Raw genomic sequence first — 21,566 nt, forward strand, 5'->3', positions numbered from 1 at the left:
TACTTATGAACAATACACAATGGAATGAGTTATGGAGCCGTTTGAGGACTCCTCAGGTCATCATGACGGGGGCCATCGTGGGCAGCGTTCTGCTGCTCGGCGTTTATTTTACTCAAGCGGTGTATCCTGCGCTGGCTATTTCCCGTGCGGAGAATATGGAAATTAAGGTGCTAGAGAGTCAGCGGGCTGTCTTGGAGCAGACGCCTGTACCGGTGAAGGTGCGGGACGCGGAGGTTGCCGCCCTGCTGCAGCGGGTGCCGACTCAGCCCGAGATTCCCCGATTTCTATATGAGCTGCTGAATGCCGAAGGAGACTCGGGGGTTGTGATGCAATCCTATAGTACAGGCGCTCAGACCAGGAACGTAGAGGGGCGGACCGTCATCGATACCCAAACCAACACGGTTCAGACGCAAGCCGCCCAGCCTTCCGCGGTTCAGGGGAATGGACTCGTCGAGCTGAATGTGAATCTGACGGTTAGCGGAACTTATGCGGGGCTGCAGCAATTTCTCGGGAAGCTTCAACAGTCGGAGCGGCTGGTTTCGGTCAACTCGTGGGTGATGACTGCGAATCAAGAGCGGGCCAAGGCAGTCTCGGTGCCAGGGCAGACGGCGGCTTCCGTGTCGGAAGTCTTCGGCGCGGGTGAAGCGGCAAGCGTTGCCGTTCATCGTATGGAGCTTCAGCTCAGCCTATACGCGGCCCCTGCCTATGAAAGCAAGCTGGGTACGCTGGAAGCGATGCCTGCGCAAGCGCCCGATGCGCGCGTAGATCCCACCTTGACCGATCAGGTGTTCTATCCTCTGCTGACGCCTGTACCTTAACACTCAATGAGGAAAGGAATGGGACTCGATGAAGTTGAAAATCGCGCTTAGCCTGGCGCTGTTGTCTACCGTTCTGTACGGCACCGCCTTTGCCGAAAGCGGGTTTCGTCAGATCGATGCGATGTTCTCGCAAATCAATCTGACGATGAATGGCCAGAAGGCCGATCTGCGGGGCGACGTCATGTTCTATGAGGGCTCGATCTATGTGCCCCTGCGCAGTTTATCCGAGGCTCTCGGGGCGGAAGTCAGCTGGAATGGTCAGACTCAAACGGTCGATGTCGACTTCACCTCGGACAAAACGAAGGATATCTACAACGCTTCCCAGAAGGCGATGTACCAGTACTTGATCATGCAGAATAATGCCATCACGGCGGAGTTTATAGCTGCCTTCAAGCGCGACGACGCTACCCGGCTGGTCAGCAACAACAAGCGGTATGGCGAGCTGCGGGACGTCGCCAAGCAGCTTGGCGATGAGCCTGTAGCGCTGCTTTTCGATAAAATGATGGCCTCCATGCAAATCGTCATTAGCGGCTGGGACGATAAGCAAGCAAGCGATTACCGGCTGGGTTGGGCTTTATTCAATGACTATGCCAAAACGCTCAACGCCTCGCTCGCGGACAAGGTGACGGATCTGGCCAAAAATGAGCCCAAGTAAGTTGGTCCAAGAAGGAAAAACGGACATTACTGATCCCATGAGGGAATTGTAATGTCCGTTTTGTATGCGTACGTCTGCTGCTTGCCCTTCTGATTGGCCAGCAGCAGCAGTTGAAACTGCAGGTGAAGGTACTTGACCTGAATGTGGCTGCTTGACGCGCTGCTGGTCTGTCCGTCCTGAGTAAGGAAGTAGGTGCTGGCTTCGGTGACATCGCGGGCGAGCACTGTGGGGGGCAGCGAAGCTCCGTTCCGGACCGTCTCGACCATGATCGCTTGCCCGGGGATGTCCAGGTAATACCGAGTGAGGTTATCTGTCCGGCTGGCGGTTTCGTAAAGCGTCAGGAAATCCTTCCGCTCGGCGGTAGCCGTCCCTGTCGGAGCAATCGAATCGTACTTCTGCTCCCGCAGCTTGCCGATCATATGATTCGTCACGGCTCTGGCTTCCGCCTGCGCCTGCTGGCGGGCGAAGGTGACCTGATTGCCCGCGCTCAACTGGCTCAGCGCCATCGTAATGACGCCTGCTATGATGCCCACGAGCAGGATGGCAGCGAGCAGCTCGACAAGGGTGAATCCGTTTTGGTTTCGGAGATTGATTTTCATCATAACGGGTTCCTATCCAAATAGCTTTGTATCGCGTAGCTGCTCCCGGCCCCTGTCGGGATTACTTCAACTTGAATTAAGGAGAAATGGTCGGCTACATGGAGGGTGTATTTCGTATTCCCCTCACCCAACGAGTACTTCTGATTGTCAGCATCCGGGATCGGCACGTTCGTGATCTGGACTTTATACTGCCTGTCCGCTGCGCTCGGATAGTAGACAGCCTCGGCTTGATAGGGCGCCGTGACGGTTTGGCGAAGGAAGGTCAGCGTAACCGTCTGCGGGGCATCGGCGCCAGGGTTAGGCAAGGTGGACGAGGCGCTGGTCGGCGGGAACCAAATATTCAGCGTCGCCGCTCCGGTGCTGAAGCTCGTTTTCACCTGCTCCATGACGGAGCGGGCAATATCTACCGACACGTCGCGGCGCTGCTCTCGGCTTGAAGCCGCAAACAACTGGTTGTACATATACGTAAAGGCGAGGATCACCAGGGACAAAATAACCAGGCTCGCCAAAATTTCGACAAGAGTCAGCCCTTTTTGATTTCTTACCAAATTTTTCACCCTTTCAATAAAGGACTATGATACTATAAATATAGTCCAAAAATCATGATGAGGGAATGGGGAAGCATGAAAAAGTTTTGGAGAAATGAACGCGGCGCAGCCCTTATTCTTGCTCTGATGCTTAGCATGGTTATTGCCGTCTCGTTGACGGCGTTAGTGCTGAGTACACAGCAGGGCCAGCGTAACTCCATTCATGACGGCCATGCCGAGCGGGCCAACTATGTGGCCGAATCGGGCGCTGTCATCGTCAAGCGTCTGGTTAAAAATGCGGCGGCCAACCAGGTGAGGGTGCGAGAGATGAGCGAGGCGGATCTGAACAAGGTCCTTGGAGATATTAAACCATCCTTTACGCTCGATGGGACGAACACCTTGAGGATCAGCTCCACCAAGGAAAACGAGAGCTTTCTCGTAAATGTCTCAGGTAAATCTAAATATACCGAAAATCTGCAACGAGAAACAACGATCACGCTTCCTATTCTGCTCAATACCGCTGGCGGAGGGACGGGCGGAGACGGCATGGGCATCTTCGGCGACGATGTGGTCGGCACGTCGGTGACAGCCGCGAATACGGCGATGACGAAGCAATGGGTCCGGCACTGGGAGGATCCCAAGCAATCCGCTCCGGGAGAATACTACGGAATTCTGAACTACCAGGAGCAGATGACGAATTACTTTAGCCAACAGGTGGATGCAGCGGATAAAGGGAAGCCTTTCTTTCGTACATCCTCGATTTCCCCGGTGACTCCCGCTCCGACTGCTTTCGCGGATGGCCGGAGCTATACAAGCCAACTATGCTCGCAGACCAGCTTCGATTACCAGAGTCCTCATCTAAGCGGCACCATCTATTGCAAAGAATCGATCACGATCTATCTGGATCAGATGCAGCTTTCAGGGACCATTATGTCGGATGGCGACATTATCGTCAAGGGAGCTCGTTCCGGGTCCCAGGAAGTGAGCAATTTTCAGCTATCGGGGAAATTGGTGGCCAAAGGCAATGTGACGTTTGAGCATAAAATAAGAAAAGGTACGATTTCCGGAAACCTATACGCCGGAGGCCATGTTGTTTTTAACCAACCTGTTGCCAATGACGGGGAAGAAGTCGTATTCTCCGGAGAGATTGTCAGCCAGGGGATGATTCAGTTCAAGTCCCAGGTGACCAGATTTACTTCAAGCGGTCGCATGATCTCTGGAAAGTCTATCCAATTTGACGGCAATCTTGGCGGTAATTTGACGTTTAAAGATAATGCCAAGCTTCATAGTCAAGATAGTATTTTATTTAATGGAACTTTGGACGGCGTCAAGTTTGCCCCCCAAACTGAAATATACGCGAAGAAGGACATTGAATTTGGCAAAACTCTTCAAAACGGTACGGTACTCTCCAAGGTAGCTGCGGGCTCCAGGGTGACCTTCTCCGGCAATCTGGACAGAACGACAGTCACAGGCGACGTGATTGCGAACGGGCTGCTAGCCTTCCATGGAAACATCAATGACGGTACGGTGTTTAAGGGCAATCTGGTTAACAATTCCACTACAACCGATTTGATGTTTAACGCGGGGAGTCGCCTTGTGGTGGAAAAGTCGATTTACTCGGCAAGGGGAATTGACTTCCGGCAGCTGAACGGGCTGAAGGTGGGGCGCTTCGAGCTGCCGCTGGAGGACAACGACAGATACGGTGCGATCTACGCATATGGCGACATTAGGATGTCGATGACTCTGAGCTATCTGAACGTGTCGGGAGCGATCCTGTCCAGAGACCAATCGGTTATTTTCCCCAAGCTGTTCGGATGCAATGCCAAGAGCGATTGTTATGTAGGCAGCTTTGTGGCCGGAACGGCAGGCATTCAATTCAATCACAATCTCGATGGCTTCATGTACTTCGGGGGATTAAGCACGGCCCAGCACATTAGATACAACGGGAATCAAAATGGCCCGCCCAATACGATCCGTATCGCGCGTCAAGCTCCGAAGGGCTATACCGAGGGTGCAGGCGGCAATGATGGGGTCATCCGTTTCGGAGGCTGGAAGACTAAGAGCTAACATCCGCTCAGCAGCGAGACCGCACCCCTTAGGGACGCGGTCTTGTTTAGTTACCAGGGGAACGTATATTGCCTCTGCTAACGGGGAAGAATAATTGCAGTAAAAAATTCAAGCTGAGGGAAGGGTTGCAGCATGGACTTTACAAGCCAGGATATCGCGGTGATTGAGCAGGCGCTGCAGATTGCCATACGTTCTCAAAGTGAGTCTGGTAAAGCCCAGTCCTATCAGGAAGTATTGAGCAAGCTGAAGCTAAGGGCATCGGCCGCTATGACCTCATCGCATCTTGCCTTCCAGGACGGGTTCCGATTCGACTATGACGACTCAACGGACCTGGAATGAGTATCCGTTCCAAGAACGAACGATCTAACGGCCAAACAAGGCCTGCTGCGAATGCACTATCTCGCAGCAGGCCTTGTTTGGCTATCGCCCCGGGTGCGCTGCACGCAGCAGGAACAGCAACGCCAGCAGGGATAAGTTAAGCGCAGCGGCCCACCAAAGCCCGCTTCGGACCGCAAGCGTCAGGAATAAGGATTCCATCGTGAGCAGCAGCAGTAGCGGCATCAACGGGGTTTTGGAGACGGACCTATCCCGCCCGTCCAAATATTCATCATGTAAATAGTTAACGAGGCTAATGATGAGCAGAGCCGTTAGCCACCAGTAGATATAGCTGCTCCAGGTCATCAGCTCCCAAGGCCGAATGCCGACGGAGTGCCGTTCGGCAATCCAAGCCTGACCGGAAAACGGAGCGGATACAGGCTTTAGGAGCAGCTCGATGGAGCTGACCATACTGGCTGCCCAAATCGCCGGGAGCCAGAAGCTTCTGCGCTTGCTTTGGCGCCGTTCTTTCTTCAGGCTTGGCAGTCCGGCGGACAGCTTCTCTGACAGGGTGAAGCCGCGCGAGGTACCCGGAGCAGGCTTTATCGGCGCGAACGCCTTGGCGATGATAAGCAGCATGCACCAAGCGAACGGGATCGCGAGTGGGACGCCCAGCACGAGCGGGGCGAAGCTCGACGGGTGTGCGTAGGCGCCGAACCAGGGTCCCGCCTGCAGGCTCAGCCATCCCGCCGCGTACGAGATGCTGGAGCATATGACGAACAGCAGCAGCGCTTGTCTGGCTCCGAACTTGCGGGCGTACCACAAGAGAGCCGTGATGCCCCCAAGGATCAGATGAATGCCGTTTGCCCAGGCCAGCCAGCGGGCCGGGAGACTGCCGCCGAGCAGCAAAAATCCGCAGGCGAACCAGAGCAGGTAAAGGACGGACAACCGTACCAGCCACTTGTTCACCATGCCCATCGGCCTTTTGCGGTCTCCGCCGCTTGACGGCAAGTCTCGTCACGTCTGTGCCTCCACCGGACTCGATCGCGGAGCAGCCGATTGCTCGCCAACGCGGCGGACACGCGCTCCATGCCGTGAGTAGTATAGGTCAGGGTCACTGGAGGTGTCTGTTCTCTTCTGGGACAACCGGTAAACACAGCAATACGCTTCGATTTCATTCTTAGTCACCTCAAGTAACGGTTATTGGGGAGGCATGGACGACCCGAGGTTCCTGGCAGCGGGTAGGGAGGTCCATGCTGTGGCTTGGCCGGGCTTCTTTCTTCTATATATATGCCGATGATCGGTGATCTTGCAAAAAGTAATTGAGGCCGAACATGCATTCGGATATAATGGGGAGAGTATCGCTGTAACAGGAAAAGGAGCAGTCCCATGAACCGATTGACCGGCAAAGTGTCTTCCATGAATGAACTGATCGAGCTGGTACGCCATACCCCGGAGCTCATGAAGCAAGTTACCTACTGGCACACCATTCCCGCGCGAGAAGGCCGTTACGAGGCATTTCCGGCCGGGCTGAACGAACAGCTGCGCGACGCGCTTGTCTCCCGGGGTGTCGGACAATTATATACGCATCAGGCCCAGTCCTTCCGGGAGGTATCCGCCGGCCGGCATGTCGTCGCGGTGACCCCGACGGCTTCGGGCAAAACATTATGCTACAATCTACCTGTCTTGCAGGGGATTCTACAGGACGATAGCGCACGGGCGCTCTATTTGTTTCCGACCAAGGCATTGGCTCAGGATCAGGTGGCCGAGCTGCAGGAACTGGCGACGGAGATGGGCGCGGATATCAAGACGCATACGTACGACGGCGACACGCCTCCTACGGTGCGGACCGCGATCCGCAATGCCGGGCATATCGTCGTCACGAATCCGGATATGCTGCATGCCGCCATCCTGCCGCATCATACGAAATGGGTGAAGCTGTTCGAGAACGTCAAATATATCGTGATCGACGAGGTTCACTCATACAGGGGCGTGTTCGGCAGCCATGTCGCCAATGTCATTCGCAGGCTGAAGCGTATCTGCCGGTTCTACGGCTCCAATCCGCAATTCATCTGCGCCTCCGCGACGATCGACAACCCCCGGGAGCACACCGAGCGGCTGATCGGGGAGCAGGTCGCGCTCGTGAACGACAATGGAGCTCCCGCCGGGGAGAAGCATTTTGTATTCTACAACCCGCCGGTTGTCAACGAACAGCTCGGCATCCGCAAAAGCAGCGTCCTGGAGACGCGCAAGCTGGCCGGTCTGCTGCTGAAGCAGGGCATTCAGACGATCGTGTTTGCCCGCAGCCGGGTTCGGGTGGAAATTTTATTAACCTACCTTCAAGAGCTGGTTGTCCATGAGCTGGGTCCGAAGTCGATCCGGGGCTACCGGGGCGGATACCTGCCCAAGCTGCGCCGGGAGATCGAGCGAGGTCTGCGAAGCGGCGAGATCCGCGGCGTCGTCAGTACCAATGCGCTGGAGCTCGGCATCGATATCGGGCAGCTCCAGGCTTGCGTGCTGAACGGCTATCCGGGCTCCATCGCGAGCACCTGGCAGCAGTCCGGCCGGGCGGGCCGCCGTCAGGAAAGCTCGATCACGTTCCTCGTGGCAAGCAGCAATCCGCTTGACCAATACGTGATCCAGCATCCGGATTTCTTTATCGAGAAAGCGCCGGAGAGGGCGCTGATCGAGCCGGACAACCTGATCATCCTCGTGGACCATGTGAAATGCGCGGCCTACGAGCTGCCTTTCGAAGCGAATGAAACGTTCGGCGGCGAGTCGCTGCCGGACATTCTCGAGTTTTTGACGGATGAACGAATTCTTCATCGAGTGAAAAACCGCTGGCATTGGATGGAGCAGTCCTTCCCTGCGCATGACATCAGCCTGAGGTCGGCGGCGCAGGAAAACTTCATCATTATCGATATGACCGGAGGCGCCAAGGTTCTTGGCGAGGTCGACCGCTTCAGCGCCCCGACCTTGATCCATGAAGAGGCCATTTATCTTCACGAAGGCGTCCAGTACCAGGTGGAGAAGCTGGATTACGAAGAAAAGAAGGCCTATGTGCGCGAGGTTGACGTCGATTATTTCACGGATGCGAATCTGGCCGTGCAGCTGAAGGTGCTGCATGTGATGCGCGAGGACCGGCAGCAGGGACTCACCCGGCAGTTCGGCGAGGTTACCGTCAATGCGAAGGCGACGATTTTCAAGAAGCTCAAGCTTCATACGCATGAGAACATCGGCTCGGGTCCGATCCACTTGCCCGAGGAGGAGCTGCATACAAGCTCGTACTGGATCACCTTCGACGAGGAGACGGCCGCCCGGATGTCCACGAATGATATGCAGTTCGCTCTGCTGGGCTTATCCAATGTACTGGTGCATATCGCTCCGCTGTACCTGATGTGCGATCCGCAGGATATCCGTGTCGTGGCGCAGGTGAAGGCGGTGCATAACAAGCAGCCGACGATCTTTTTCTACGACCGTTACCCGGGAGGAGTCGGGCTGAGCGAGCGTCTGTATGAGGTGCACGGTCAGCTGCTGTCGGAGGCGGCGCAGCTGATCGGGGGCTGCGGCTGCCTGAGCGGCTGCCCGGCCTGCGTCGGACCGATCGAGGAGGTAGGACTCACCGGGAAGAAGCTGGCGCTGAACCTGCTGGCCGAGCTGGAGGGAGGTATACGATGAGCGGATTGCGCGATAGGCTAAACAGGCACTTGAAGCCTTCGGGGGTCGGAGCGGACACTGCGAAGCAGTCAACCGGGGAGGATGCGGTTATCCGGGAATTTCCTGAGGAGAGGCCCGAAGGGACGGATCTGACGGTGTCCCTGCCGGCTTCGGGGCAAGGTCAACCGGGCGATGAGGGGAGTCTGGCACCTCTCGATGCGTCTGCCGAAGGCGACCGGGAGCAGGAAAGCTGGTCCAAGCTTGGCGCGGAGCTTCGTCCGGGAGAGTGGGGAGACTTCGTAACGCGCCGTCTGACCTATGCATGGGCCCACCGCCACGGCTATTACGCGCTCGGCGAGCTGAAGGCGGTGTCAGCGTCCTTGCACCGGTTGCTGCAAACGCGTTCGAAGGTGAAGGGAAGCCAGGCGAGTCCGGACAAGGGAGTCGAAGGATCAAGGCTGCAGCCGGGCGACCTGCCGTCAGACCAGGCTGCAGAGACGCAGCCTGCCTGCGGCGCGGAGAGCGGCAGTCCGAGGACTGCTCTGGAGCGGCTGTTGTTTATCGATACGGAGACGACGGGGCTCGGCCAAGGGGCGGGCAATGTGCCGTTCATGATCGGCATCGGCTATTTTGAAGGAGAGCACTTTACCGTCGAACAGATGCTGATACGCCATCCTGGCGAAGAGGCTTCCATGCTGTCCTATCTGCAGACCCGGATCGCTGAGCGGCCGATTCTTATTTCCTACAACGGTAAGTCGTTCGACTGGCCGATCGTGAAGAACCGGTTTATTCTGAACCGCATTTCTCTTCCGCCGGAGCCGGAGGGTCATATCGATTTTCTTTATCCGTCCCGGAGCTTGTGGAGAACGACGCTGGCGAGCTGCCGTCTGGGCCAAGTGGAAGAAGACCGGCTTGGCGTCATGAGAGAGGACGACGTACCGGGGGCGATGGCCCCGGCTCTCTACTTTCAGTATTTGGCGGAACGGGAACCCACTATTCTGGAAGGGGTGTTTCGTCATAACGAATGGGATGTACTCACGCTTGTTGGGCTGGCGGTACATTTCGGCAAGCTGCTGACGGGGGAGTCCGACTTCGAAGACGTACGCCTGTTTGGGCGCGAGGAGTGGTTTCGGTATGGGCGGTGGATGGACCGCTGCGGTCTGAAGGAAGCGGCCATGCTTACGATGGAGGCTTTGGCTAGCGAGCTGTTGGCTGCCGAATACGCTGGGGAATCAGATTCGGAGCTGCCGGACTGCCTCTTGCCCTTGGCCCGTTATCTGAAGAAGAACGGATGCTATGAGCCGGCCTGCGATCTGTGGAAGCTGTATATTGGACGGATGGGGCTATCCAGGATTGCGTCACTGGAGCCGTATATCGAGCTGTCGATGTACGGGGAGCATAAGCTCAAGGATGTGGATATGGCGCTGCGTTACGCCAAGGAGGCACAGGACGTGCTCTGGAGGCGGCGCTCCCTGGAACGCAGAGGTACCGGCAAGCGGATGATGCTGGCAACTGCCGCCCAATCGTCCGAGGACGAGCGGGAAAGGGAAGCAGAGGTAGAGGCGGATACGGAGGAATCGCTGCTCCTCAAGCGGATTGAGCGGCTGGAGCGGAAAAAGCTGAAGTCACGAAAGCCTATCGTTGGAGCAACTGATGACCACCGAATGGGAAATCGGCTTGAGGGGGCTGCGCCTGCGGAAGGTCCCGGTCCGGATGCGTATTTGGCTGTCTCTGCTAAGGCGGGGAAGAGCCAAGCGAGACGTCCGGTGAAGCGCAAGCCTTCCGGAGGCGATCAGCCTCCGCAGCAGGGCTGGCTGTTCTGACTGGCTGTGCACGGTATTCGCCGGTATAGACAGGTACCCTATTTAGGGGAACAAAGCAACCATCCACAATTTCAGCGGTTGTGGGTGGTTGCTGCAAGAGCTAAGGAGCCGTATGCCGGGAGCTACCCGTTCATTGGAGTTTTTTAACGAGGATGGGAGTCATGCTGTCTTTAAAGCTCGCATTCCCTAGCTGTCCGGCATCATTTTTTCCCCACGCCCATAGCTTACCGTCTTCCGTAATCGCTACGGCATGGCTAGCCCCCAATGTTATTGAGGTAACCTTTTCCAATCCATCAATACGTCTTAATTCATGTCCATTCTTAAATTCTAAATAATGGTCGCCTACATTATATCCCAAGACCCAGAGAGTTCCATCCTTTTTCAGAATTAGCGTACTAAACATAGATGTAACAATCGAAGAAACATCGGATAATCCTGTAATCTTTACGGGTCGATCTACGAATTCTTTCTCTTCTGGAAGTCCCAGTTTACCTCGGAGGTTCTCTCCCCATCCCCAGACGCTGCCGTCTTTTCCAATGGCAAAATTTTGTTTCCCGCTACCTTTTGATAAGGCCACGATATCTTCTAAACCCTCAATCTTAAGAGCGGAATAACTCGGGTTTACTTCAATATTGCGAACGGCATACTTATTGTTTTCTTCAAACTTATGAGTTCTATATTGTTTATCCGCTGGGACGAATTTGAGGTCCTCGCTATAAGCCGCCCATTTCCATACCGTTCCATCTTCCCTCAAGATATGGACCTCGGCATCGCCGTTCCATGAAACATCCTTGGCATCCGTTATATTCTCAAGCTTGTGAATCCCATTGTAGTATACCAAAGGATGCCATACCCAAACCGATCCGTCTTTGTCTATTGCGGAGAAAATACTGCCGGCCGAAATTTTTGTAATGTTGGACAACTCTTCGATCCGTTTCGGCTCTGGAAATTCGGTAACGACTTCATGAATTACTTCGGAAGTCATCCTGAAGCTCGGCTCCCACTCCCAAACCTCGCCATTTTCTTTCAAAATGATATGCTTATTTCGGAAGGCTTGAATGTCTACTGCATCCTTTAAGGTCGGCATAAGCTTTGGCGTGTTATCACGGAGTGTAAACTTGCCTTTAATGACATCGGCTATTCCTCCCCAATACCATGTCGAGCCGTCCGATGATCGGGCAACGCTGTGTTCATCGTAAGCGATAACGGCAGGCTTTACGTCGGCCTTAGGTGCAGCCCATGTTGGCACGGACAACACTAGGGATAGTCCTGCAGCGAGTAGAACGGACCATCGAAATTTCGCCCATGTACCTTGGTGAGTATGGACTCTCAATAAATTCACTCTCCCAATTTTTTTCTTTAATATCCAATTAATTAGACGGAAGAATAAGGAAATTGTTTCAGGCTTCTAAGAATTCTCACTATTTTATAAATGGAAGGGTGGAGAGAGTCGAGCAAGGATTCTCGAAATAGAGGGTTTTGAGGTTACAACGTCGAATAGTTGTCGGGTATTTATGGGGTGTTATTCATACCGGTTAGGGAATAATGAGGGGATAGGAGGGGTGGACATGGCGTATATCGTTGATTTTAAAAATGTGTCTACGGTTGGTTTAGAGTCTTCGCCTGTAGCAGAAGCGCTTGCTGGTTTACGTGCTAATGAAGCCCGCTATTTTATGAACAAATACAAGCATGAATTTACGGTCGTGCCTGCTAGCGAAAGTCAGGAGAGTCTTGATTATGTGAACCGCATTTTGAAAGAACGCGATATTGCGTTTGCGGCCAAGCCTTTGGAGACGTCGCGTTTTCAAGTGGAAAATATCCAATTTACTTACGTCTTTTATGAGGATGGTCTGGGGCTCAATGTCATGTATACGGTGGATGATCCTAAGAAACGGGCCGTTGGTTTTAAGCTTTCCGAGGGGATGGAAGTACCAGAGGAGCTTGAAGGGAAGTTCAAGTTTGCTAGGCAGAAGTCTAAACTAGCCGGAACCATTCGGGGCTCGTTTTTTGTAATTAAAGGAGAATATTAAAGCAAGCCGAAGGACATCAATGAGGGAACTTGAGCCAGGCACACGGCAAAGCAAGCATGGTGTCTGGCATCGAGCCTATCGGATAATACGGGCAGCGGCATAGGCTCAGAGCATACAGTACTCTGAACCGAAGCTGCTCAGGAGGACGCGTGGGCATCCGGCAAACTGCGCTTTTTTCCTCTGACCGATAACACGAAGCACATGAATAAGACTAGGCAAGCGAGTGTGTACGGATAGTTGACATCCCAGTCGAATAAAAATCCAGCTGCAATCGGCCCTGCAATATTGCCAAGACTGGTAAAGGCAGAGTTCAGCCCGGCGACATAGCCCTGCTGATCCTTAGCGACCATGGACATTTGCGTGCTGATAGCCGGTCGCAAAATATCGATTGCCAAAAATACAATGAAGGTAACGGCAAAGATCAACCAGAACCGGTGAACGAAAAGCGTCAGCAGAATAAACAAACCCGCAAAGAGCAGACAAAGCGAGATGACGCGCTGCTCCCCGAAACGCTTCAATATCCAGCTGAAGGCCGTAACCTGAACTACCGCGCCGGCTATGGACCCGAATGTTATGATAAAGGCGATATCCTTGGGCCCGAACCCAAATTTTTGATCTACAAAAAGTCCAAAGACCGTTTCGAAATTCGCAAGCCCGAACGACATCACAAAAACGATAATCAAGCTTAAAAAATAAGGCTCTTTATAGGCGAATCTCAATTGCGAAAGCAGACCTCTCCGTTGAGCTTCGTCAGGCGGAGTATCAGCAGACCTTTCTTGTGACGGAAGCGATTCCCGAAGGACAGTCAAAGTAATACATGCAGAGATCATCCCCGCAGCCGCCGCGGCATAAAAGGGTACGCGGATCCCGAACTCGGCAATATACCCGCCAATGCCCGGTCCAATAATAAAGCCTGTTGTAATGGCTGCTGTAATATACCCCATCCCTACCGCGCGTTCTTCCGGTGTCGTAATATCCGCTGCATAAGCCATAACGGCCGGCATAATCATGGCGGCACTGATCCCGCCCATCAACCGCGAAGCAAAGAGCAAGGCCGATGAATGGGCTAGCCCAAACAGCCCCTCAGAGAAGGCGAACACAATCATACCGATGACAATCATTCTTTTTCTTCCGAATGAATCGGCCAAGCGGCCAGCCAACGGCGAACAAAGAAGCTGCGTTAGCGAAAAAGCGGCAACCAGCAGGCCGATAGTCCCCCCAGTAATGCCCAGACTCTCCATGAACTTGGGCATAATGGGGATGACAAGGCCGATGCCCGAGAAGACTAGGAGCAGATTGAACATGAGAATCAGTAAAGCTCCCCGTTGTTTGGTTAATAATGCCATTCTTACTTCCTCCACTATCAAAGATTACTGAATATTTATTCAGGATAATTGCAAAAAAAAAAGAACTAGCGGGCCGGCTTGGCAATGCCATGCAGAAAAACCCTCATAGCGAGCCGATACGCCGCCAGCGTTTCCTCCCGTTCCATTCTCCGGGTATGTAGATTTAACCCAAACAGCAGACTGTCCAAAATAATGGCGAGACTGGAAACATCCGCGATTTCGAATTCCTGGTTATCAATTCCTTTCTGGAGCAGCTGCTGATTAAAGTCAATATACCCTTTGACCATGTTGTTGATTCGTTCCTCCACATCGGGAGCTTTTTCTGAGTTGTTGAAAAACTCATCCGATGCCTTCGTCAGCGGATGACTCAGTTGATCGAGCGCTAAATATTCGGCCATGCCAAATAACTTATCTACTGTAGTAGGGTATAGCTTTTCCTTCGCCAGCCAGGTTTGATCCCATTCCCTGTTCCAATCTTCAAGCAAGTATAAAAATAGCCCTTCCTTGTTCTTGAAATGATAATATATGTTACCGGCGCTGCAACCGGCCGCATTCACAATGTCTTCAATGGATGTGGCTTTATAGCCTTTTTGAGCAAATAATGTTCTTGCTGCATCGGCTATCTTCTTCTTCGTTTGCTCGGTTTGCTGTTTCTTTTTATTCACTCATGCTTCACCGCTTTCCGGCTGACCCATTCCATAGAAAAAATCCGCCTAAGATACTGAACGTTTATTCAGTATTATAAAGCATGAATAAAGGATTTGCAAAATATAATTAGCTTGCGCGTATAGCTGAGCGCGGATTCGGGCATACCCAGGAAGACTCTACAAAACAAGTCCAAGGAGAATGCTATGCCTGAACTGCCCGAAATGGAAAACTACCGGCGGCTCTTAGGAGGCCTGGTTATTAATAAACGAATAACCGGAACAGAAGTGCTCCGGGAGAAGTCGATCAACCTGGAGCCGGAACGGTTCGACCGGCTGCTGAGCGGCCAAGCCATCCGGCGCATCGACAGACGGGCGAAGCATCTGCTCTTCGCGCTGGAGTCGGGCGAGATCCTGGTGCTGCATCTGATGCTCGGAGGGATCATCTGCTACGGAACCCTCGCGGATAAGCCCGAGCGGACGGTGCAGGTGCAGATCTCGTTCGGGGATGCGCAGCTGTACTTTATCGGCCTACGGCTAGGGTATCTGCACGTCCTCGAGCCTGAGCAGCTGGTCCGGCTGTTCGCCAAGCTGGGGCCGGAGCCTTTCGATCCGGCGCTTACGCAGGCCGTATTTCGAGAACGGCTGGCACGCCGCAAAGGGACCCTGAAGAGCAGCCTGGTCGACCAAAGCTTCCTGGCTGGGATTGGCAACTGCTACAGCGATGAGATCTGTTTCGATGCCAGCTTGCTGCCGGCACGGAAGCCGGGCTCGCTCAGCGGGGAGGAGATGAACCGTCTATATGACTCTATGCTCCGCGTATTGGAGGAGGCTACGAGCTTCGGGGGCTATATGGAGCTTCCTTTGTATCCCGGCGACAGGCTGACAGGCGGCTTCGACAGCCGCTGCCGCGTATACGACCGGGAAGGGGAGCCCTGTGTGCGCTGCGGGGCTCCTCTCGTCCGCAGCGAGGTATCCTCCAAGAAATCATTCTATTGCTTGAGGTGCCAATCTTAACAAGGAGGCGAGGGAGAGATGAAGTTCGGCTGTCATATCAGCATCCGCCGCGGCTATCTGGAGGCGGCTCGGACGGCGGCCCGGCTCGGCGCCGATGCTTTTCAGTACTTTCCCAAAAATCCGCGCAGCTTGTCCGTGAAGCTGCCTATCCCCGCGGATGCCCGGGCCTGCGCGGAGTATTGCCGCGAGCAAGGCATCCGTTCGATCGCCCATACGCCATATCCTACGAATCCGGCGGTAGAGCCGGGAGACCTTCGGGAGGCGACCGTTGCTTCGCTGCGCAATGATCTGGCTATAGCGGATGCCTGCGGTTCGGCAGGGATCATCGTTCATTTTGGCAAGTACAAGGGAAAAGACCCGTTACAAGGCTATAAAAATATTATACAATGTATAAATGAAGCGCTCGCAGGCTATTCTGGCAGCACTTTGCTGCTGATTGAGAATCAGGCGGGAGAGGGCAGTGCGATGGGCACGACTCTGGAGGAGCTCGTACAAGTGAGGAAGCTGTGCGAGCGGCCGGAGCTGGTCGGCTTCTGCTTCGATACCTGCCACGCCTTTGCTTCAGGGTTATGGCCTGCCGGCCAGGCGGACGGCTGGGACCGATTGCAGCAGGAGATGGAGCGTACCGGTTACTGGCCGGCGCTGCACGCGATTCACCTGAATGACTCGGTCTATCCGCGCGGGGGCTGCAAAGACCGGCACGCGGGTATTGGCCGGGGAACGATGGGCGAGGAACGATTCGCCCGAATGCTCGCCTCCCAGTCGCTGCGCGCGAAAAGCGGCCTTCCGGTCGTGCTGGAGACGCCGGTCTCCCGGGGATCGACGCATGAGTCCGAAATACAGTATATTCGGGAGATGAGCCGGGGTCATGAAAATGAATGTGTATCTGGATGATGTTCGTCCTTGTCCGGAGGGCTTTGTCCTCGCGAGAAGCGCGGAGGAATGCTTGCTGATGCTGAGCGAATGCAGCATCGATATCTTGTCGCTCGACTACGACCTGGGCTGGGGAGGACCGAATGGGATGGATGTCGTTCGCGGCATCATCGCTTCGGGGACCTTTCCCGACCGGATTTATTTGCACACGTCGAGCGACAGCGGGCGCAGGATGATGTATGAAGCGTTGTACGAGCATAAGCCAGCCCATACGAAGCTTTACGCGGGACCTGTTCCCGATGAGATATTGGCCGAAAGATCCGGACAAGCGAGAAGAACATACATTCAAGAAGCTGAAGAGTAGGTGTGGTTGCAGATGACAGCAAGTATGGAAGTTACACAGACAGCGGAGATTGTTTCGCTGGAGGACATTCATTTTATCCGTGAGGGCAGGCATATTTTAGCCGACGTGGGGTTCCGCATCCAAGCGGGCGAGCATTGGGTCATTCTCGGGCGCAACGGCTCCGGGAAGACGACGCTCCTGGAGCTGATGAACGGGTATCAATTTCCGTCCAGCGGACAGGTTCGCGTGTTGGACAATACCTACGGGCAGTGCGACGTGCGCGAGGTACGCAAGCGGATCGGCTATATCAGCCAATCGCTGTATGAGAAGCTGAATCCGGCGGATCCGGTATGGGAAGTGGTGGCTACCGGGGAATTCGGCTTTCTCCGGTTCTACGAGGCCATCCCCAAGGGGATCCGGGAGAAGTCGCTCGACAAGCTGCATGAGGTAGGACTGCTTCATATGGCGGATCAGCCGCTCGGCACGCTGTCTCAAGGCGAGCGGAAGAAGGCTATGCTGGCGCGCTCGCTGATGACGGAGCCCTCGGTTCTGATTATGGACGAGCCCTGCGCGGGGCTGGATCTGTTTGAGCGCGAGCGTTTATTGGAAAATATCAATACGCTCGGCGAGCAGTCGATGACGGTCATCTATGTGACGCATCACTTGGAGGAAATTGTCCCGATGTTCACGCATGTGCTGCTGGTGGAAGAGGGCAAGGTCATCGCCTGCGGAGAGAAGCGGGATGTGGTGACGGAGGAAAATCTGATGAAAGCGTTCCAGGTCCCGCTCCGCATCGAATGGTTCGGAGACCGCCCCTGGATCAAGGTGCTCGGATGAGCGGGCGCGTATGGGTAGGTACCTCCAATCGCGGGTTTGCCCAGCAGGCTCAAGAGGAGCTGAAGCGGCTGCTCGGCCCTGCCGTCCGCTTCGGGTGGCTGGCTCCCGGCGAGACGTTCTGGTTCCAGTCGCCGCTGAATCGCGAGGAGACGATCGCGGCTATCCAGCGGCAGGAGCCTATTTTCCTGAGGCATCTGTTTCCGGCGGATGCCGAGAAGGAATGGACGGGCACGTCCGAGGAAGCGATCGGCGCGGTCTGCGGTCTGATCGAACAAGAGCGGGCGGCGCTGGGCCTGGGCTCCAGCATCGCCGTGCAAATTCGCAAGCCCGAAGGGGAGTCCCAGCTGCCTGCGCCGTCTTCGCTGAAGGCGGAGCTGGATGTGCTGCTGGAGCAGGAGTACGGCTTGAGGCCGGTCGTGCGCGAGTCTGATTGGATCTTGTCCGTATATATGACCCGCGGCCGGCTCTATGCCGGGATAACCCGACCGGAGCAAAATATATCCGACTGGTCGGGCGGCGCGGTTCGCTTTCGGAAGGAGGAGGGACAGGTGTCCCGGGCCAAGTTCAAGCTGCTTGAAGCGGAGCTGGCCTTCGGTCTTGATTTTCACAGCTACCGGCAAGCGCTTGACATCGGCGCGGCTCCGGGCGGCTGGACGAGCCTGCTGCTGGAGCGGGGCCTTGCTGTGACGGCCGTAGATCCGGCCAAGCTGGACCCGTCTCTGCTGGGGCATCCGCGATTGACCTATTTGGCCAAAAAAGCGGATGAAGTGAAGTTCGAGCCAGGCAAGTTCGACCTGCTCGTCTGTGATATGAGCTGGAGCCACCGCCAGATGGCTAAGCTCGTGCTGCAGCTCGCGGAAGCCTTGCAATCGGGTGGGACGGCGATCATTACGGTCAAGCTGATGCATAAGAAGGCATTCCAGTCGATCCGCGAGGTAGAGGAGGACTTGTCCGGCGCGTTTACGCTGCAGAAGGCGAAGCAGCTGTTTCACAACAGGGACGAGCTTACGCTGTTTTTCTTGAAGTCCTAGAACCGGTTGGAGAGGAAGGAGGAGCTGATGATCCATGTCGCAGACGTATTGGGACGAGATTTTTGCCGGCAAATCCGCAGACGGGCTGCAGTATGATCTGTGGCTGGAGCCCTACCTCGACGAGCTTCGAGCCGGAGATGGACGGCCTGTGCTCGATCTGGGCTGCGGGGCCGGGAATAATTCGCTGTATATGACCGAGCGGGGCATTCCCGTTATCGCCTGCGATCTTTCTGCGGAAGCGCTGAGGCGTGTCGCGGAGCGGCTTCCCGATGTGACCGCACGCCAGCTGGACCTTCTGGACCCGCTGCCCTTCGAGGATGGATCGGCCCCTGTGGTCGTGGCCGATCTGTGCCTGCATTACTTTCCCTGGGCCGATACCCAGCGGGTCATCGCCGAGATCAGGCGGGTTCTGCAGCCCGGCGGCTGGCTGCTCTGCCGGGTTAACTCGATTCGCGATACCGAGTTTGGAGCCGGAGAGGGAACGGAGCTGGAGCCTGGGCTGTATGAACGGGACGGCAGACTGAAGCGTTTTTTTGAACGGGATCAGCTGGAAGCACTGTTCAGCGAGTGGCGGGTGAGGACGCTGGAGGAAGGTCTTATGCCGCGCTACGACAGACCGAAGGTGGCCTGGACCGTGGCGGCCGTGCGGGATTGAAGGCTTGAAGGCACATGCCCTTGCCGCCAGGATCTGATTCGCAAGACAGCAGGGAGCTAGGCGGCTGAATCGGCGAAGCTATTTTGAAGCGGAGGGGAGCTTGGGGGCTATGGGGATGAGCTTGACTGCGATATGGACGATCGGCGGAATCATCGGGGCGCTTATACTGGCTTGGGCATTGTTTAAGATCGGGGGCAAGGTCAGGGACAAGGCTGAGGCCAGCAAGGTCATTAAGATGAGTCTGTACAAGTCCAGGTCCGGCAAGTCCGGTAAAGGCAAGGCAGACAAGAAGACCTGTTCCTTCTGCAAAAAGAAGAGCGCACGTCTTGCTTTCTATGCTAGCGAAACGGGCCAGGTTATCGGGGTTTGCGACGCCTGCAGGCCGCAGGCCGAGCGGCGGGCGCTGAATAGGCTGTAGCGAGGATGGAGAATGCTTAGAAACAGAGTGCCCTTTCCGGTGGGAAAGAGCACTCTTTTTTCGGCTGTCCTAGAGCCCTGGAGCCAGAGAGGTTTTGAGCGGGTTGGTGCTGTGCACCGTGTACTCGCCAATCCCCCAAGGATAAGTTACGGATACGGCGCTAGGAAATGCCACATAAGAACCGGCAGCGTTCTTCACTTGCAGCGAGGAAAATGCGGCGTTAGAGTATTTATTCTTATCTTGATTGTCCAGCGTACTGTGTACGGTCTTCACAATGGTAGGCCCAACGAGTGCGCCCTTCGTAGCTGCTGGAAGCGTGTAGGCTTCTACGCCATTGATATACAGCGAGGCCGTGTTGTCCAAGTTGTTAACGAGCTTAAGATTGATCTGGGTTCCGGCGGTAGGCTGGTTGGTGAGAGGGGCAGTAGCATTCGATCCGGAAGCGCTTCCACAATTCAAAAATTTATTCCATCCGGTCGAGGGCTTGTAGGAGATTCCCCCCTCGCAGGTGTTGGCCAGTCCCAGGTAAAAGGCAATAAAGCTTCCATCGTTAGAGACATAGACGTTGCTTGGTATAGTAAGATAGCCGGAAATCCCGTAGTAGCTCGAAGTGGTCGCCACTCGCACGGCCCCTTCTCCGGTTACGGCAAATGCGCTAGTAGCCATGGAAAATACAGCAACGAGTGAAATAAACATGGTAACTAATTTTTTCATCAATGATCACACTCCATTCTGGATTTTTGGGGGCCCTGATGGCCGCCGAGTTACTAGAGCTGCAGCTTCCTGTGACAGAAACGAACTCAAGCCTTTCTCTGTAGCGATCACTCCTCTCTTAAACTATCTTTATTTGCGATACTGATATTACTATAAACCAAAGTTAATATTTTGTAAATATTTACAAATATAAAAAATAATATATTTTATAGATAATATATGATATTCGGTTTAATGAGGCAGGGTCATGGTTTGGAAATAGGGGTGTTTGGAGAGAGCTTCCGTGGGGAGATGGGCGTAAGATACAGGGATCATCCGGCTGCTCCCCGGAAAAGGCACGCATCAAAGGCAAGACCACCGATACGGTGCTTGCCTAGTGGCTCCAACTTGAGGGGTGCTTTCGGCTACCTGATCCTGTCACGGCCTAGTTAGGGGAGAGGGTCGCTTGAATACCTTGTATGTGGGTGAGCTCTTTATCGAAGATGTACTCAAACGCATACGGGTTTTGATGCTCATCCTCGCCTGTAATGGTTAGGATCGTCCAGTCGGGCCCGATGTTCTGTTCAATATGGATATCCCGCTTGACATGTCTGATTGAGATGTAGTCGATGGGGACCCGGATGTAGCCAGCTTCGTTCTTTTTATATTGATAATCAAACTGAATTTGAGCTTGCTCGCTTGTATAAAACTTCTCGAGAGCTTGGATTAATTGTGCTTTGTCCGCCTCGGTGACGGGTTGAAACAGGTCATATTTAGCCAGAATGGCTAGGCTTTTTTGTTCCATATCGAGCAGTTGGCCCACGATCTCTTCCTCCGTATTTTTGGAATCAATCAGGGGGACAGCTGGTTGCTGGGCTGTATGGGCTGGTAGAGACGGGTGTATCCCTGTACCGGATTCCTCGCAGCCTGAACCCGCTAGGAGCGCCAGAATGCTCAGATGATAGACAATCATTCTCATAAAACTCACCTCATGAAAGTATGTTTATGTTACTAACGAGTTGAACTTCCATAAAGTTTGATGCATCTAAAATAAGCTCACGACGTTCCCGTCTGCAAGGCACTGCCGATGATCCGAATCCGCTGGGCTATCTTCATGCCGCATGGGTCATTATGACGTACAGCTCTTGGAGCGGAGAGGTGAGCATCAGCAGGCAGTTCGTTACTGTTATCTTCCACGATGGTTAGCTTAAAAGGCAG

Annotated in this window: 22 protein-coding genes; 14 read left to right on the forward strand and 8 right to left on the reverse strand. The window is 54.5% G+C overall.

The window, feature by feature from the left end; translation table 11 throughout:
* The first annotated feature begins 5 nt into the window (after positions 1-5).
* Complete coding sequence (locus tag GSF01_RS10030; protein ID WP_159883465.1) at positions 6-818, forward strand: hypothetical protein; 813 nt, start codon at positions 6-8, stop codon at positions 816-818.
* Positions 819-846: 28 nt separating this feature from the next.
* On the forward strand, positions 847-1,473 hold the full coding sequence (locus tag GSF01_RS10035; RefSeq protein WP_159883467.1) for a copper amine oxidase N-terminal domain-containing protein: 627 nt from the start codon (positions 847-849) through the stop codon (positions 1,471-1,473).
* Between the two features lie 26 nt (positions 1,474-1,499).
* On the opposite strand, the gene GSF01_RS10040 is transcribed toward GSF01_RS10035, so the two are convergent.
* Positions 1,500-2,075 (reverse strand): prepilin-type N-terminal cleavage/methylation domain-containing protein, encoded by a 576-nt coding sequence (locus GSF01_RS10040; protein ID WP_159883469.1) that lies wholly within the window; start codon positions 2,073-2,075, stop codon positions 1,500-1,502.
* Complete coding sequence (locus tag GSF01_RS10045) at positions 2,072-2,620, reverse strand: type IV pilus modification PilV family protein (protein WP_159883471.1); 549 nt, start codon at positions 2,618-2,620, stop codon at positions 2,072-2,074. The genes GSF01_RS10040 and GSF01_RS10045 overlap by 4 nt, the downstream gene beginning before the upstream one ends.
* Positions 2,621-2,695: 75 nt before the next feature.
* Between GSF01_RS10045 and GSF01_RS10050 the strand changes: the two genes are divergently transcribed.
* Both GSF01_RS10050 and GSF01_RS10055 read left to right on the forward strand, forming a co-directional pair.
* Positions 2,696-4,666: a hypothetical protein gene (locus GSF01_RS10050; protein ID WP_159883473.1), complete on the forward strand. Its 1,971-nt coding sequence runs from the start codon at positions 2,696-2,698 to the stop codon at positions 4,664-4,666.
* Positions 4,667-4,798: 132 nt separating this feature from the next.
* Positions 4,799-5,005: a hypothetical protein gene (locus GSF01_RS10055; RefSeq protein WP_159883475.1), complete on the forward strand. Its 207-nt coding sequence runs from the start codon at positions 4,799-4,801 to the stop codon at positions 5,003-5,005.
* Between the two features lie 81 nt (positions 5,006-5,086).
* Here GSF01_RS10055 and GSF01_RS10060 read toward each other — a convergent pair whose 3' ends face one another.
* Positions 5,087-5,953, reverse strand: a complete 867-nt coding sequence (locus GSF01_RS10060) for a carotenoid biosynthesis protein (protein ID WP_159883477.1) — start codon at positions 5,951-5,953, stop codon at positions 5,087-5,089.
* 417 nt (positions 5,954-6,370) lie between these two features.
* Between GSF01_RS10060 and GSF01_RS10065 the strand changes: the two genes are divergently transcribed.
* A complete protein-coding gene (locus GSF01_RS10065; RefSeq protein WP_159883479.1) occupies positions 6,371-8,659 on the forward strand; it encodes a DEAD/DEAH box helicase in 2,289 nt (762 codons plus the stop codon).
* Positions 8,656-10,461: a ribonuclease H-like domain-containing protein gene (locus tag GSF01_RS10070; protein ID WP_159883481.1), complete on the forward strand. Its 1,806-nt coding sequence runs from the start codon at positions 8,656-8,658 to the stop codon at positions 10,459-10,461. Before GSF01_RS10065 ends, GSF01_RS10070 begins: the two co-directional genes overlap by 4 nt.
* A gap of 130 nt (positions 10,462-10,591) precedes the next feature.
* Here the strand turns inward: GSF01_RS10070 and GSF01_RS10075 are convergent, their stop codons facing one another.
* Positions 10,592-11,710, reverse strand: coding sequence for an RCC1 domain-containing protein (locus GSF01_RS10075; RefSeq protein WP_235941403.1), 1,119 nt, complete (start codon positions 11,708-11,710; stop codon positions 10,592-10,594).
* Between the two features lie 319 nt (positions 11,711-12,029).
* Here GSF01_RS10075 and GSF01_RS10080 point away from each other — a divergent pair, with 319 nt between their 5' ends.
* The gene (locus tag GSF01_RS10080; protein WP_159883485.1) at positions 12,030-12,491 is read left to right on the forward strand and encodes a phage tail protein; all 462 of its coding nucleotides are present in this window, start codon (positions 12,030-12,032) and stop codon (positions 12,489-12,491) included.
* 137 nt (positions 12,492-12,628) lie between these two features.
* Here the strand turns inward: GSF01_RS10080 and GSF01_RS10085 are convergent, their stop codons facing one another.
* Entirely contained in the window at positions 12,629-13,837 is a 1,209-nt protein-coding gene (locus GSF01_RS10085; RefSeq protein ID WP_159883487.1) for an MFS transporter, read from the reverse strand.
* 65 nt (positions 13,838-13,902) lie between these two features.
* Complete coding sequence (locus GSF01_RS10090; protein ID WP_159883489.1) at positions 13,903-14,502, reverse strand: TetR/AcrR family transcriptional regulator; 600 nt, start codon at positions 14,500-14,502, stop codon at positions 13,903-13,905.
* Positions 14,503-14,688: 186 nt separating this feature from the next.
* Between GSF01_RS10090 and GSF01_RS10095 the strand changes: the two genes are divergently transcribed.
* The 7 genes from GSF01_RS10095 (at position 14,689) to GSF01_RS29615 (ending at position 19,655) form a co-directional block, all read left to right on the forward strand.
* On the forward strand, positions 14,689-15,498 hold the full coding sequence (locus GSF01_RS10095) for an Fpg/Nei family DNA glycosylase (protein ID WP_159883491.1): 810 nt from the start codon (positions 14,689-14,691) through the stop codon (positions 15,496-15,498).
* An 18-nt stretch (positions 15,499-15,516) separates the two neighbouring features.
* Complete coding sequence (locus GSF01_RS10100; RefSeq protein ID WP_159883493.1) at positions 15,517-16,392, forward strand: deoxyribonuclease IV; 876 nt, start codon at positions 15,517-15,519, stop codon at positions 16,390-16,392.
* Positions 16,367-16,735, forward strand: a complete 369-nt coding sequence (locus GSF01_RS10105) for a cyclic-phosphate processing receiver domain-containing protein (protein ID WP_159883495.1) — start codon at positions 16,367-16,369, stop codon at positions 16,733-16,735. The genes GSF01_RS10100 and GSF01_RS10105 overlap by 26 nt, the downstream gene beginning before the upstream one ends.
* A 12-nt stretch (positions 16,736-16,747) precedes the next feature.
* On the forward strand, positions 16,748-17,551 hold the full coding sequence (locus GSF01_RS10110) for an ABC transporter ATP-binding protein (RefSeq protein WP_235941387.1): 804 nt from the start codon (positions 16,748-16,750) through the stop codon (positions 17,549-17,551).
* Entirely contained in the window at positions 17,548-18,582 is a 1,035-nt protein-coding gene (locus GSF01_RS10115; protein ID WP_159883497.1) for an SAM-dependent methyltransferase, read from the forward strand. The genes GSF01_RS10110 and GSF01_RS10115 overlap by 4 nt, the downstream gene beginning before the upstream one ends.
* Positions 18,583-18,616: 34 nt before the next feature.
* Complete coding sequence (locus tag GSF01_RS10120; RefSeq protein WP_159883499.1) at positions 18,617-19,237, forward strand: class I SAM-dependent methyltransferase; 621 nt, start codon at positions 18,617-18,619, stop codon at positions 19,235-19,237.
* A gap of 115 nt (positions 19,238-19,352) precedes the next feature.
* Positions 19,353-19,655 carry a hypothetical protein gene (locus tag GSF01_RS29615; RefSeq protein ID WP_235941388.1) on the forward strand — a complete coding sequence of 101 codons (303 nt, stop codon included), beginning with the start codon at positions 19,353-19,355 and terminating at the stop codon, positions 19,653-19,655.
* A 69-nt stretch (positions 19,656-19,724) separates the two neighbouring features.
* Here the strand turns inward: GSF01_RS29615 and GSF01_RS10130 are convergent, their stop codons facing one another.
* Entirely contained in the window at positions 19,725-20,369 is a 645-nt protein-coding gene (locus tag GSF01_RS10130) for a hypothetical protein (RefSeq protein ID WP_159883500.1), read from the reverse strand.
* A gap of 424 nt (positions 20,370-20,793) precedes the next feature.
* Entirely contained in the window at positions 20,794-21,327 is a 534-nt protein-coding gene (locus GSF01_RS10135; protein ID WP_159883502.1) for a hypothetical protein, read from the reverse strand.
* Between the last annotated feature and the right edge of the window lie 239 nt (positions 21,328-21,566).

Source organism: Paenibacillus puerhi (genome assembly GCF_009846885.1).
In the GTDB taxonomy this organism is placed as follows: Bacteria; Bacillota; Bacilli; order Paenibacillales; family NBRC-103111; genus Paenibacillus_G; species Paenibacillus_G puerhi.

Excerpts from the sequence above, each read along its gene's own strand:
- GSF01_RS10050 (WP_159883473.1), top strand. The coding sequence starts at position 2,696 with ATGAAAAAGTTTTGGAGAAATGAACGCGGCGCAGCCCTTATTCTTGCT.
- GSF01_RS10030 (WP_159883465.1), top strand. The coding sequence starts at position 6 with ATGAACAATACACAATGGAATGAGTTATGGAGCCGTTTGAGGACTCCT.
- GSF01_RS10055 (WP_159883475.1), top strand. The coding sequence starts at position 4,799 with ATGGACTTTACAAGCCAGGATATCGCGGTGATTGAGCAGGCGCTGCAG.
- GSF01_RS10060 (WP_159883477.1), bottom strand. The coding sequence starts at position 5,953 with ATGGTGAACAAGTGGCTGGTACGGTTGTCCGTCCTTTACCTGCTCTGG.
- GSF01_RS10115 (WP_159883497.1), top strand. The coding sequence starts at position 17,548 with ATGAGCGGGCGCGTATGGGTAGGTACCTCCAATCGCGGGTTTGCCCAG.
- GSF01_RS10110 (WP_235941387.1), top strand. The coding sequence starts at position 16,748 with ATGACAGCAAGTATGGAAGTTACACAGACAGCGGAGATTGTTTCGCTG.
- GSF01_RS10080 (WP_159883485.1), top strand. The coding sequence starts at position 12,030 with ATGGCGTATATCGTTGATTTTAAAAATGTGTCTACGGTTGGTTTAGAG.
- GSF01_RS10105 (WP_159883495.1), top strand. The coding sequence starts at position 16,367 with ATGAAAATGAATGTGTATCTGGATGATGTTCGTCCTTGTCCGGAGGGC.
- GSF01_RS10120 (WP_159883499.1), top strand. The coding sequence starts at position 18,617 with ATGTCGCAGACGTATTGGGACGAGATTTTTGCCGGCAAATCCGCAGAC.
- GSF01_RS10035 (WP_159883467.1), top strand. The coding sequence starts at position 847 with ATGAAGTTGAAAATCGCGCTTAGCCTGGCGCTGTTGTCTACCGTTCTG.
- GSF01_RS10085 (WP_159883487.1), bottom strand. The coding sequence starts at position 13,837 with ATGGCATTATTAACCAAACAACGGGGAGCTTTACTGATTCTCATGTTC.
- GSF01_RS10095 (WP_159883491.1), top strand. The coding sequence starts at position 14,689 with ATGCCTGAACTGCCCGAAATGGAAAACTACCGGCGGCTCTTAGGAGGC.
- GSF01_RS10040 (WP_159883469.1), bottom strand. The coding sequence starts at position 2,075 with ATGATGAAAATCAATCTCCGAAACCAAAACGGATTCACCCTTGTCGAG.
- GSF01_RS29615 (WP_235941388.1), top strand. The coding sequence starts at position 19,353 with ATGAGCTTGACTGCGATATGGACGATCGGCGGAATCATCGGGGCGCTT.
- GSF01_RS10130 (WP_159883500.1), bottom strand. The coding sequence starts at position 20,369 with ATGAAAAAATTAGTTACCATGTTTATTTCACTCGTTGCTGTATTTTCC.
- GSF01_RS10100 (WP_159883493.1), top strand. The coding sequence starts at position 15,517 with ATGAAGTTCGGCTGTCATATCAGCATCCGCCGCGGCTATCTGGAGGCG.
- GSF01_RS10070 (WP_159883481.1), top strand. The coding sequence starts at position 8,656 with ATGAGCGGATTGCGCGATAGGCTAAACAGGCACTTGAAGCCTTCGGGG.
- GSF01_RS10065 (WP_159883479.1), top strand. The coding sequence starts at position 6,371 with ATGAACCGATTGACCGGCAAAGTGTCTTCCATGAATGAACTGATCGAG.
- GSF01_RS10135 (WP_159883502.1), bottom strand. The coding sequence starts at position 21,327 with ATGAGAATGATTGTCTATCATCTGAGCATTCTGGCGCTCCTAGCGGGT.